At 71.8% G+C, this 12,031-nt stretch carries 8 protein-coding genes and 1 pseudogene; 4 read left to right on the forward strand and 5 right to left on the reverse strand.

Going from position 1 to position 12,031, the window contains the following annotated elements; translation table 11 throughout:
* The first annotated feature begins 7 nt into the window (after positions 1-7).
* Positions 8-3,103, forward strand: coding sequence for an FtsX-like permease family protein (locus AB0F61_RS04375; protein WP_357803166.1), 3,096 nt, complete (start codon positions 8-10; stop codon positions 3,101-3,103).
* On the forward strand, positions 3,079-3,963 hold the full coding sequence (locus AB0F61_RS04380) for an ATP-binding cassette domain-containing protein (RefSeq protein WP_357803167.1): 885 nt from the start codon (positions 3,079-3,081) through the stop codon (positions 3,961-3,963). Before AB0F61_RS04375 ends, AB0F61_RS04380 begins: the two co-directional genes overlap by 25 nt.
* A 15-nt stretch (positions 3,964-3,978) precedes the next feature.
* Here AB0F61_RS04380 and AB0F61_RS04385 read toward each other — a convergent pair whose 3' ends face one another.
* The 4 genes from AB0F61_RS04385 to AB0F61_RS04400 form a co-directional block, all read right to left on the reverse strand.
* Positions 3,979-5,292, reverse strand: a complete 1,314-nt coding sequence (locus AB0F61_RS04385) for a hypothetical protein (RefSeq protein WP_357803169.1) — start codon at positions 5,290-5,292, stop codon at positions 3,979-3,981.
* A 13-nt stretch (positions 5,293-5,305) separates the two neighbouring features.
* Positions 5,306-6,832, reverse strand: a complete 1,527-nt coding sequence (locus tag AB0F61_RS04390) for an alkaline phosphatase D family protein (protein ID WP_357803171.1) — start codon at positions 6,830-6,832, stop codon at positions 5,306-5,308.
* Between the two features lie 117 nt (positions 6,833-6,949).
* Positions 6,950-7,933, reverse strand: a complete 984-nt coding sequence (locus AB0F61_RS04395; protein ID WP_357803172.1) for a hypothetical protein — start codon at positions 7,931-7,933, stop codon at positions 6,950-6,952.
* The gene (locus tag AB0F61_RS04400; protein WP_357803173.1) at positions 7,930-9,210 is read right to left on the reverse strand and encodes an MFS transporter; all 1,281 of its coding nucleotides are present in this window, start codon (positions 9,208-9,210) and stop codon (positions 7,930-7,932) included. The genes AB0F61_RS04395 and AB0F61_RS04400 overlap by 4 nt, the downstream gene beginning before the upstream one ends.
* A gap of 221 nt (positions 9,211-9,431) precedes the next feature.
* Between AB0F61_RS04400 and AB0F61_RS04405 the strand changes: the two genes are divergently transcribed.
* Entirely contained in the window at positions 9,432-10,811 is a 1,380-nt protein-coding gene (locus AB0F61_RS04405) for a DNRLRE domain-containing protein (protein ID WP_357803175.1), read from the forward strand.
* A gap of 375 nt (positions 10,812-11,186) precedes the next feature.
* On the opposite strand, the gene AB0F61_RS04410 is transcribed toward AB0F61_RS04405, so the two are convergent.
* Positions 11,187-11,696 (reverse strand): pyridoxamine 5'-phosphate oxidase family protein, encoded by a 510-nt coding sequence (locus AB0F61_RS04410; RefSeq protein WP_357803178.1) that lies wholly within the window; start codon positions 11,694-11,696, stop codon positions 11,187-11,189.
* A 159-nt stretch (positions 11,697-11,855) separates the two neighbouring features.
* On the opposite strand from AB0F61_RS04410, the pseudogene AB0F61_RS04415 reads away from it, so the two are divergent.
* A pseudogene (locus AB0F61_RS04415) lies at positions 11,856-12,005 on the forward strand (transposase family protein); the annotation flags it as partial.
* Positions 12,006-12,031: the final 26 nt, after the last annotated feature.

Consider the following 12,031-nt stretch of genomic DNA (forward strand, 5'->3'; position numbering starts at 1 on the left):
GGCGTCGATGCTGACCGTCATCTGGGGTGCGATCGCGGCCCGCCGGGCACAGGCGTTGGCGGTGCTCCTGCTCGCGGTGCTCGCCAGTGCCGCCGCGGCGGCCGCACCGGGCTACGTCGCCGCGGCCGGGCAGGCCCTGGCCCGGTATGAGATGTCCACCGCGGAGCCCAACGAGCTGCGCGTCCGGCTCGCCGAGGGTGCCGAATATCCGGGGCTGCCCACCGACCCCACCCGCACCGTTTTCACCACCAGGGTCAAGCGACTGACGCCGGCCGGGTTCGACATCGTCCTGGGCGCTCAGAGCGGTGGCGTCGCCGCCGGTCGAGCCGGGACCGTGACCTCCAGCCTGATCTTCCGAGCGGGGGTGTGTGAGCGGGTCGCCGTGGTCGGCGCCTGCCCCCGGGCCACCTCGCGGGATCAGCCCCCCGAGGTCATGGTCAGCACGCACACCGCTGCGCGGCTGGGTGTCGCCGTCGGGGATCGGTTCACCTTCGGCGCGGTGCCGGTGCGGGTGACCGGCATCTACCGACCGCTGGACGTGACAGATCCGTTCTGGCTCGGTGGGGAACTCATTCGGCAGGCCACCGGAGGCTCCCCCGGCACGTCGATCCCGGGCAGCGCCGAGGATGCCATCTTCACCGCCGAGGCTTCTCCCCTGCCCGATGACGACGTCATTCTGCACCGGTCGACGGCCGACCTCTACGTCAGCGAGAAGCTGCTGGACAGCCGGTCCATGCCGGAGCTGCGGGCCGCGGTCATGCGGTTGCAGCGGGACGGAAACCGCGAGGGCTTCGGGGCCGGCACCACCACGACCACCCTGTTTGATCGCATCGAGCGGCAACGCGGGCAGCTGGCCGACGGCGTCACGCTGGGCGCCGGGCTGCTCGTGCTGCTCTGCTGGTTGGTGCTCTTCGTCGCGGTCGGTTCGGCGGCGGACCAGCGGCGACCTGAGCAGGGCCTGCTCCTGCTCCGCGGGGTGCAACGTCGACGACTGTGGGCGCTGGCGATCGGCGAACACGCCGTACCCGCGTTGGTCGCGATCCCCCTCGGCTGCCTGGGTGGCCTCGCCGCTGCCACACTGCTCGCCGCGCGTACCCTCCCGGCCCGCGCCGACGTCACGCTTGACGCCAGCGTTGTCGCATTCGCCGCCATCGGCGCCGCCGGCGCGCTCGCCGCGGTGCTGCTGGCCCAGGCGCGGATGCTGTCCGCACCGGTCGTCGACCTGCTGCGTCGGGTGCCGGCTCGGGTACGGGGATGGCGGGCGACAATCGGTGACGTCGTCGCGGTGTCCATCGCGGTGGCTGCCGTGGTGCAGTTGCGCTCAGGGGGTTCGCCCAGCGGGCTGGCGCTCGTGGCACCGGTCGCCGGGGCGCTCGCCGCGGGTGTGGTGCTGGCACGGGTCGCGATGATGGCCGGCGCCGCGGTGGGTGCGGCGCTGCTGGCGCGGGGGCGCACCGCCGTCGGCCTCGCCCTGGTGCAGGTGGCCCGGCAACCACGGTTCCGGCCGCTGATCGCGCTGCTCACCGTCGCTGTCGCCATGCTCGCCTTCACGGCGGCGACGAGCGAGGTCGCCGCGGCCGCGTACCGCGACCGGGCGGTCGTGGAGGTCGGCGCGCCGCGTGTCGTGGAGGTCGACGCGCCGTCCCGTTCGCACCTGTTGACGGCCGTGCGGAAGGCTGATCCCGAGGGTCGCTTCGCGATGGCCGCGGTCGTGACGAAAAGGCTCCCTGACGGCGGCACACCGGTGCTCGCCGTGGACTCCGCCCGGCTGGCGGCGGTGGCCGCGCCGCATCCGTCCTACGGAGTGTCCTTCGCGGACATCACGCGTGCCATCCGCCCCGCCCCGCCCGGAGAGCCGGTGCTGCTACGGGGGCGACTGCTCACCGTCGTCGTGTCGGCCAACTTCGACGCCGAGGCCTTCAGCGGATATCAGGTGCAACTCGCAGTAACCGTCTCCAGCGCCAATGGCACCCGGGTGGTAGCCGCAGGCCCGGACATTCGGCCGGGGCGCGACGAGTACGTCGTTCAGGTGCCCGAGTGCGTACCGCAGTGCCGCCTGGTCAAGATAGAAGTCGTCGTTCCGGTGAGGTGGCAGGACTTGACGGTGCACTTCGAGGAGCTGCGGATCGGCGATGACAACGCCGAGACGGTGGTGCTGACCGGTACGCAGTTCGCCGATCTGAAGCGGTGGCGACGCTCCGTGCCGACGGATGACTCGGAGATCAGCGCCACGGGCGGTGCGTCCCCGGCGCTGGCCGTCCAGATGTCGCACGGGCGTTCGACGCCAGCCGGCATCAGTGTTGCCGACTCACCGTTTCCGCTGCCCGTCTACCTGACCCGGTCGGAGGGGACGCTGCTCGGCGGGACTCATCCACACGAAGGCATCGACGGGGCACCGACCACGGCCCGGATTGCCGGCGTGGCCGACGGTCTGCCGCAGCTCGGTGGTGCCGGCCTGATCGTCGACCTGGAATACGCCGATCGGATCGCGGTTTCCGGCCAGAGCGGCACCAAGGAGGTGTGGCTGGCCGCGACCGCGCCCGCCGACGTCCTCGACCGGCTTCGCGCCCAGGGTCTGGCGGTCGTCGGTGAGCGGACGATCACCGGAGTTCGCCAGGACTTCGATCGACAGGCTCCGGCGTTGGCGCTGCGCTTCAACCTGTTCGCCGCGCTGGCCGGGGTGCTGATCGGGGCGGCCGGCCTGATCGCGATGGCGGCGGCCGAGCAGCGTGCCCGGGTATCCATGTTGGTGGCGCTGCGTCGGCAGGGGTTGCCACCACGCGCCGTCCGTGGCGGCTACGGGTGGCCGGTGGCGTTCGCCGCCGTGTCGGGCGGTCTCGTCACCCTGGTGATCTGGCTGCTCACCCGCAGCGGGCAGCGGTTGTTCGGTGACGGCCGCTCCCCGGTTCCGATACCCGAGTGGCCGGACGTCGGCCGTCTGTTGGTGTTCGCGGTGCCCACGGTCACCCTGTTCGCCGTCACCGCGCTCGTCCTCGGTCGGGTCGTCGCCGCCGCGGTACGCCGCCGGAGCGGCCGACGACCGCCGAGCCGCCGACCGTCGCCCGGCCGGCCGGGGGTGTGGCCGTCACCTGCCACCGGCTGATCCACATCTACTCCACCGGCACCGGCGACGTCGTCGCGCTCTCCGGCGTGGACCTGCGGATCTCACCGGGCGAGATGCTGGCGCTGGTGGGGCCGTCCGGCTCGGGAAAGTCCACTCTGGTGGCGATCCTCGGTGGGCTCATGCAACCGTCCGCCGGGCGGGTGCAGGTGGGTGACCACGAGCTGTCCCGGCTCTCGTCCAAGGGCCTGGCGGCCCTTCGCGGGGCCACTGTCGGCACGGTGCTCCAGGGCGCGGAACGCAACCTGCTGCCGTACGTGTCGTTGTCGCGCAACGTCTGGTTGGCGCAGCGACCGGCGGCCCGCATCGCCGGGCGTCGGCTCGACCCGCCGGAGGCGATCCTGGACCTCGTCGGCCTCGGCGGTGCGGGCGCACGGCGGGTGGGCGACCTGACTCCGGGGCAGCGTCAGCGGGCCGCCCTGGCGCAGGGTCTCGCGGCCGGGCCCGGGCTGCTCCTGGTCGACGAACCGACCAGCCAGCTCGACGCGTCCGGCCGGGACGAGGTGCTCACGGCGCTTGCCACCGTCAACGCGGAGCGGGGCACCACGGTGGTCGTGGTGACCCACGACGGCGAGGTGGGTGCCCGGCTGGGCCGCGCCGTCACCATCCGCGACGGCCGGGTCGGAGCCGAGGGGCGTGACGGCCGGGACTTCGCCGTGGTGGCCGGCGACGGCACGATCCAGTTGCCGCCCGAGACGTTCGCGGCCTTCCCGGCCGGGACGTTGTTCGAGGTCGACCACGCCGACCAGTCGGTCACCCTGCGCGCCGTGGCCACCCCGTCGTCCGTCGGTGGGGACGACGGGGTGGCCACGGGCGGCGGCGGGCCCGATCACGCCGCCTGACCGGGCCCGGTCGGCTCAGTGCGCCGTGGTGCCCGCCCGCGCCTTCAGCCGGCGCAGCTCATCGGCGGACATCAGCCAGGTCGAGTTCGTCGCGCCCAACCCGAGGAGCACCTGGTCGAAGGCGTTGCCGTCGTTGTCGTCGGTGTAGCACAGGCTCACCTCGCCCCAGGGAGACGCGGCGACGGCCAACTGCTCCTGCCGACCTGTCGTGGTCTGGCTCAGCGCCTGGGCCGCCAGCCGGCCGGTGGATGTGCCGTCCGGGTTGAGGCCGCGCGCCCAGACGTCCGGGTTGGTGCCCGACACCGTCCAGCCCACCACGACGTTGTCCTGGTCGTCGATGCCGACGCCGGGCGCGACGGCCCCGGCTCCGGCGGAGACCTGGACCTCGTCGTGCCGGGCGGTGCCGGCGGAGGTGAACGACCGCGCCCAGACGCCCCGGGTGCCGGTGTGGTCGGATTCCCACCCGACGGTGAAGTCCCCGGCGACGTTGGCCGCGACCGAGGGGCGTTGCTGCTGCCCGCCGCTCTGCACGTTGGCGGTCCGCCGCGACAGCACCACCGCGCCGTTGGACCGGGCCAGGCGGGTCAACCCGATGTTGTACGAGCCGTTCGCGTCGGCGTCCTCGTCCCAGACCACGAGCGCCTCACCGGTGGCGGACACCGCCACGTCGGGGCGGTGGTGCGTCCCAGTGGTCTGTGAGGCGGTCACCTCGTACGCCTTGGTGGTGGCCGCTGTGTAGCCGGCGGCCTTGACGGTGGCCGGAGCGGTCCCCTGGACGTCCTCCCAGACCACTGTGAAGCCGACTCCTCCGGTGGTCGGCGCGCCGTCCGGGTCGACGGCCACCTTCGGCCAGATCTGCTGTCCGGCGTCGCTGGCGTTGGCCTGCCCCGAGCCGAGCACCGTGCCGCTTGGCGACACCACCCGGTACTGGATGTTGTAGACGCCGTTACCGTCGCCGTCGGCGGCCCAGACCACCACGGCGTTGCCCCTGTCGTCGAGCCCCACGTCGGGGCTGATGTGGCGCCAGGCGGCCCCGCTGGTGCCCCCGCCGGAGAGCTTCAGCTCGTAGGCGGGCGTGCCGTCGCGGAACAGTCGCAGGTAGATCTCGCTGTGGGTGTCGTCCTCGGGCGCGGTGCTGTCCCGGTCGTCCTCCCACACCACGGCGACCTGGCCGTTGCGGTTCATGGCGATGCCGGGCAGATCCTGGTCGCCGGTGGCCACGCTGTTCGCCGTGGTCCAGGTGATCGCCTCGGCGGTGACCGCGACGGGGGCCGGTGCCAGGTTCGGGACCAGCAGGGAGGCGGCGAGCAGTGTCGTGAATGCGGTCATGGTGGGTCTCCTTCTACCCGGCCTGCAGGCCGGGCTGGCCGTCGAGGATGACGAACGAGCGGGCGGTGGCCGCCGCCGCGCCGTGCTCGGTCACCGTGTTCACCGTGCGGAAGTCCGCGCGGACCTGGCTGCGACTGATCGTGGTACGCACGTAGCCACGCCGGTCCGAGTAGAACTTCAGGTGCGGGTTGGCCGCCGCGTTCGGGACCGTGGTGCTGCCGCTGCCGTTGCCGGTCGAGGTGATCGAGGTGCAGACCAGTTCGGTGCCGATGGTGGCCGAGGCGGGGTTGGCGTAGTCGGCCTTGAGGTCGTTGGCCCACGACCGGTGCACGTCCCCGGTGAGCACCAGCGGGTTGCGCACCCCGCGCTGCTGCCAGCCGGTCTGGATCCGGCTGCGGGAGGCCCGGTAGCCGTCCCAGGCGTCCATGCTCGCCGCCCCGTTCGCGTCGAGCTGTTGGGCGAAGAAGACCTGTTGGCCGAGGATGTCCCAGGTGCCGTAGCGCTGGGCAAGCCCGTCGAGCAGCCACGCCTCCTGGGTCGCGCCGGTCAGGGACCGGGAGGCCAGGTCGGCGTCCGCGCAGACCTTCCAGCCGTCCCCGCACGCCTGGTCGTCGCGGAACTGCCGGGTGTCGAGCATGTGGAAGGTGGCGAGCTGGCCCCACCGGACCCGCCGGTACAGCGGGATGCTGTTGCCGTTGGCGGCGGAGGCCGGCCGCAGCGGCATGTTCTCGTAGTAGGCCCGGTAGGCGGCGGTCCGCCGGGCGGTCCACTGCGCGGCGGTGAGCGTGGGGCTGCTGTCGTTGCGGACCATGTTGGCGTAGTTGTTCTCCACCTCGTGGTCGTCCGGCACCACCAGCCAGGGTGCCGCGGCGTGCGCCGCCTGCAGGTCCGGGTCGGACTTGTAGAGCGCGTACCGGCGGCGGTAGTCGGCAAGCGAGACGATCTCGGCGCCGACGTGCTGCCGCACCGTGGAGGTGCCGACGCCACCCTCGTAGATGTAGTCGCCGAGGTGCAGGATCAGCCCCGGGTTGTCCTCGGCCATCCGCCGGTACGCGGTGTAGTAGCCGGCCTCGTAGTGGGCGCAGGAGGCGAAGGCCATCACCAGGTCGCGGCCGAAGGCACTGGGCGCCGGGGCGGTCCGGGTCCGTCCGACCGGGGAGATCTGACCCTGGGCCCGGAACCGGTAGTAGTAGTCGGAGTCGGCGGCGAGGCCGCCCGCGATGGCGTGTACGGAGTGCGCGTCGGCGTAGCGGGCGACCACCGACCCGGAGGCGACGAGCGAGGTGAACCGGTCGGTGGTGGACACCTGCCACTCGACTGTCACGTCGGCGTTCGCCATGCCGCCCTGACCGTCGGCGTTGAGCGGGGATGGTGCCAGCCGGGTCCACAGGACCACGCTGTCGGGCGCCGGATCACCGGACGCCACACCGAGTTTGAAGGGATACGGCACCGCGGCGCGGGCACCCTGGCGGGGGGTCACCGCGACGCCAGCGGCGGCGAGTCCACTGAGGACGAAAATGCGACGGCTCAGCCTTGTCATGGTCAACAGCCTTGAGACCGTCGATGAACGGCGATGGGTGCGGCGTGTAATCCCGCATGACGGGAAGCTGTCGGCGCCAAGGCGGTCAGGTGTCCTGGCCGCCCGACGGCCGGTTCCTCAGGTGAGCGGTGCCGGGGACTCCGCGCCGGGGATCGTCAGTTTCGGCGTACCGGACCCGTCGGCCGGGACACTCCAGACGTCGGGTTGGCCGTCGCTCTGGCGCAGCGTGTAGGCGAGTGTCCGGCCGTCCAGCCAGGCGGCCTGGTCGTCGACGCTGCTGGTCTCGGCGGTCGCGGTGACCCGCATGGTCGCCAGGTCGAGAACCGACAGCCGCCAGCCCTTCGCCGGGTCGGCGTCGATCGCCTCCTTGAAGGCGATCCGGGTGCCGTCGGGTGACAGGGACGGGCACTCGACGTTCTCCTTCACCGTCTCGACCGTCCGCGCGGCGACGTCACCGCGGACGAGGTACCGCTTGCCCGCTGTGGACATGGTCGCGTAGAAGCGGTTGTCGTCGGCGGTGAAGGTGACGCCCCAGTAGTTGACGTCCGGGCTGCGGTAGTTCCGGCCGTCCCGCGTGATCGCGAACTCTTCGAGCGAGGTCACCGTGGTGCCGGTGGCGGTGTCGAGAATCCCGGTGCGGGTGGAGAAGCCGCTTGCGGTGTAGGAGTCGCCGCCGACGAACGTCGTCCAGGAGACCATCCGGCCGGAGGCCGAGACCCGGGCCCGGTTCGGCAGGCCCGGCACGCCGACGGTCCGCGTCTGGCGCAGCGCCGCGTCGAGCACGACGACCTGGTAGGACCAGGCGGTCTCCGGTCTCAGGCAGACACCGGTGCCGGCCGCGGCGTACACCCGTAGGCATTCCAGGCCGGACACGGTGCGGGGCCCTGCGGGGTCGGCGGTGGCGACGGTGGACAGGTGCCGGTCGGTGAGGGCCAGCAGGCGCGGGCCGGGTGTCAGGGTGACCGCCTGGTCGCCGGTGGTGGATGGCGGTGTCCGGGCAGGTTCCGCCGCCATGGCCACGTAGCCGGCCGCCACGCTGCCCAGCAGCACGGCCGAGGCGACCACCACGCCGAGCTTCGCTCGGGTCGACAACACGGTCATCGGGACACCCTCCGGGTGACGAGACGGGACGGGGCGGTCAGCAGGAGCAGCGTGCCGACCAGAACGCAGGCGACGGCGACGGCCGCCGCGCGGATCGCCGCCTCCGGCCCCCACGCCTGCCAGCCGAGACCGAACAGGACCGAGGAGACGAGGTACGCGAGGGCCTGCCCGGTCTGCACCAGCGCGATCCCGGTGGTCCGCAGCCGCGCCGGCAGCACCGGTCCGGCGAGCGCGATGAGCACACCGTCGGTGGCGGCGTAGAACGCGCCGTACAGCAGCAGGGTCAGCACGATCAGCGGCCACCCGTCGACCGGTCCGGCCAGCAGCAGGTACGTGGCACCGAGCGCGGTGTAGCCGCCGAGCACCACCGGCAGCCGGCCGATCCGGTCGGCGAGCACGCCGAGCGGGGCGGCGAGCAGCAGGTAGGCCAGGCTGGTCCCCACCGCGAGCAGGGGGAACCAGCGCAGGCCGAGGTCCTCGCGGCGTTGCAGCAGCAGGTAGACGAAACCGTCGCCGATGGTGGCCAGCCCGAGCATCGCCGCGGCCAGCACGAGCCGGCGGGCCGGTCCCGCGCGGAGCAGGCCGAACGCCTCCCGGACGGAGACCGCCTTGTCGTCCGGGCCGTCCGCCGCCTGTTCGGCGGGGCGTTCCCGGACGAAGAGCACGAGTACGACGACGGCCATCGCGGCGACGCAGAAGCTGGTGACGAAGACCGCGTCGTACGACTGCCCGACGACCAGCAGGACCGCGAACGCGGCGAGCGGTCCGAGGAACGCGCCGACGCTGTCCATCGCCCGGTGCACCCCGAAGGCCCGGCCCAGCGCCTCGGGCGGCGTGGAGAGCGTGATCAGCGCGTCGCGCGGGGCGCTGCGCACGCCCTTGCCGAGGCGGTCGACGGCGATGACCGCGCCGATCGCCGGTATCGACCGGCCGGCGAGCAGCAGACCGAGCTTCGCGACCGCCGAGAGGGTGTAGCCGACGCCGGCGATCAGCTTGCGCCGCCGGAACCGGTCGGCGGCGAACCCACCGACGACCCGCAGCAGCGCGGTGGCACCGGTGTGGACGCCGTCGAGCACGCCGAAGGCCACCGGGCTGAGCTGGAGGCCCAGCACCAGGTAGAGCGGTAGGACAGCGGCCACCATCTCGGCGGAGATGTCGGTGATCAGGCTGACCGTGCCGAGTGCGACGACGTTGCCGCTGACCAGGGCGAGCCGTCGACGTCGTGGTCCGGATCCGGGTGGGTCGGCGACCGGCCGGGAAACGGTCGAGAGGTACACGAGCATCTCCTCGGGTCGACAACTGCCGGTCAGCCATCGTCCGTACTCGTCGGGGAGGGCACAACGGACCGCGCGTGGCAGCCGGGCGAGGTGCCGGTGAACGTGCCGCGAACATCGAGGTGTTTGCCTGCCGGGATGCGGTGTTCATCCGCTCGTCGCCCGCCGGCTCATCGACCTTCCTACATTCCTTGGGTTTCACACCCGCAGCAGAGGAGTCCTGGATGGACATTCGATTCCCCCGTCCGACGGTCACGACGGGAGCGGTGCTGGTGCTCGTCGCCGCGACCGCCGCCGTCGTGGTGACCGGCGCCGACGCGGCGTCGGCGGCGAGCGTGACGTTCACGCCGGTCGCGGACACCTACGTCCAGAGTGACACCGCCTCCACCAACTACGGCACGTCCACGCAGATCGTGGCCGACAACTCGCCCGTACGGCGCTCGTTCCTGCGCTTCACCGTCAGCGGTGTCAGCGGCACGGTGACCGGTGCCAAGCTGCGACTGCGCACCATCAGTGGCAACAGCGGCAGCGATGCCGGTGGCACGTTCCGCCGGGTGTCCAACACGACGTGGTCGGAGACCGGCACCACCTGGAACAACCAGCCGGCGATCGACGGGGCCACGCTCGGCACCCTCGGCGCGGTCAGCGGCGACACCTGGTACGAGGTCGACGTCACGGCCGCCGTCACCGGCAACGGGACGTACAGCTTCGGTGCGACCTCCGCCAGCGGCGACGGCGCCTACTACGACACGCGCGAGAGCGGCGCGGACGCCCCGCAACTGGTGGTCAGCACCGGGACCACCACGCCGCCCACGTCCGGGGACCCGGTGTTCGTGGGGGCGGGCGACATCGCCGACTCCGGCTCCGGTGACAGCGCCACCGCGACGCTGCTCGACAGCATCCCGGGGACGGTCTTCACCACCGGCGACAACGTCTACGACAGCGGCACCGCGTCGCAGTTCTCCAGCTACTACGAGCCCACCTGGGGTCGGCACAAGACGCGCACCCGTCCGTCGCCGGGCAACCACGACTACAACACGTCGGGCGCGACCGGTTACTACAACTACTTCGGTACGTCCGCCGGCCCCAGCGGGCGCGGTTACTACTCGTTCGACCTCGGCAACTGGCATGTCGTGTCGTTGAACTCGAACATCAGCATGTCGGCCGGCTCGACGCAGGAGCAGTGGCTGCGGGCGGACCTGGCCGCCAGCGGCAAGCCGTGCACGCTCGCGTACTGGCACCACCCGCTGTTCACGTCCAGCTCCAACCACGCGCCGTCGACGTCCACGCGTCCGCTGTACCAGGCGCTCTACGACTACAACGCCGACGTCGTGGTGTGGGGACACAACCACGTGTACGAGCGCTTCGCGCCGATGAACCCGTCCGGGGGCGCCGACACCAGCCGGGGTGTGCGTAGCTTCGTCGCCGGCATGGGCGGCGCGGGTCACTACGGCTTCGGCACCATCCAGCCCAACAGCGAGGCGCGCAACAGCTCGGCCTGGGGAGTCCTGAAGTTCACCCTGCACTCCGGCAGTTACGACTGGCAGTTCGTGCCGGTGGCCGGGCAGACCTACAACGACAGCGGCACCGGTACCTGCCACTGACCGGATGGTCCCGCTGCGCCGTCCGCGGCGCAGCGGGACCATCTCTCCCACCCGCCCCGCCCCGGGTTGCGCTGGAGTCGGCTGGACTTGGCCGGACCGGACCGGGCCGCGGGCGACCGCTCGCCCTGGCGAGCCTCGGTTGCCTGTTCGGTTCCCTGTAGAGCTGCCCGAGATCTGGGGCACAATCGCGAGCCGGGCGCGAGCACCACCGCAGCCCTCGGCCATGGACACCGCGGACCCGGGTGCAAGCACCACCACAACCCAGGCCACAGACACAGCCCCGGGCAGCACCACTGCGGCCCCGGCACAGGAACCACCGCTGTTGTCGCGTGCATCCGGCGCCAGGGCGTGTCCTGCCGATCTTGATTGGTTGCTTCAGCGACGCCAGAACTGGCGGGGCGCGAACCCTTCACGTCGCAGCCAGTGCTCCGTATAGACAATCCGCTCGGCCTCAACGACCACCGGGGTGTCCTCGGGCGGCTCGGACAGCAATCGCCCCCGCTCGGCGTGCTCGTTCTCCCATCGGAATGCCTCCCAGTAGTGCGCACGGTCCGGATGCCCCGGATCAAGCGCCCTGGCAGTTCCGAACAGCTGGGCTCCGCGGCTGCTGGCCAGCCCGACCAGCGGCGCGAAGATCCCGACGGACACCCGCGCATCGGCAGCGACGTTGCGCATCTTCGGCGAACGCGACGCGGCCGTGAACAGCACCGTGAAGCCGAGCGAGTAGTACCGCACCGGAGTGGCCAGCGGCCCGTCCGGACCCGTGGTCGCGAGCACGCACATGTTCTGCGACGACAGCAGATTGAGAATGCGCTCTTCAAGCCGTTCACGATCGAGCCGCTTCGTCGGCGTGGGCTCGGTCAGCCAAGGATTCGTCAACGGCATGCGGAATCCTCGATCATGGCGAGCACCCTACCCATACGGTCTGCCCGGCGGCGACCAAGACCGGCAGGACGCACCCTCGTCACCGCCGCAGGTCGTGGTCCGTATTTGGGGCAGCTCTACAGTGAGCCATTTCCAAGCTGATCCTGCAGCTCAGAGCCGGTGCAGCGAGCACGAAGATCGATGAGGGGAGGCTGGCGGCGTATCGGTCCCGGCCGGCAGACGCTGCTCGCCGTGGCCCACCTGCGCAACGGCGACACCTACACCCGGCTCGCCGCCGGGTTCGAGATCGGTGTCGCCACCGCCTGGCGTACGCGATCCTGACGGCACGCTGATTC

It is taken from the genome of Micromonospora sp. NPDC023888, assembly GCF_040639415.1.
GTDB lineage: Bacteria > Actinomycetota > Actinomycetes > Mycobacteriales > Micromonosporaceae > Micromonospora.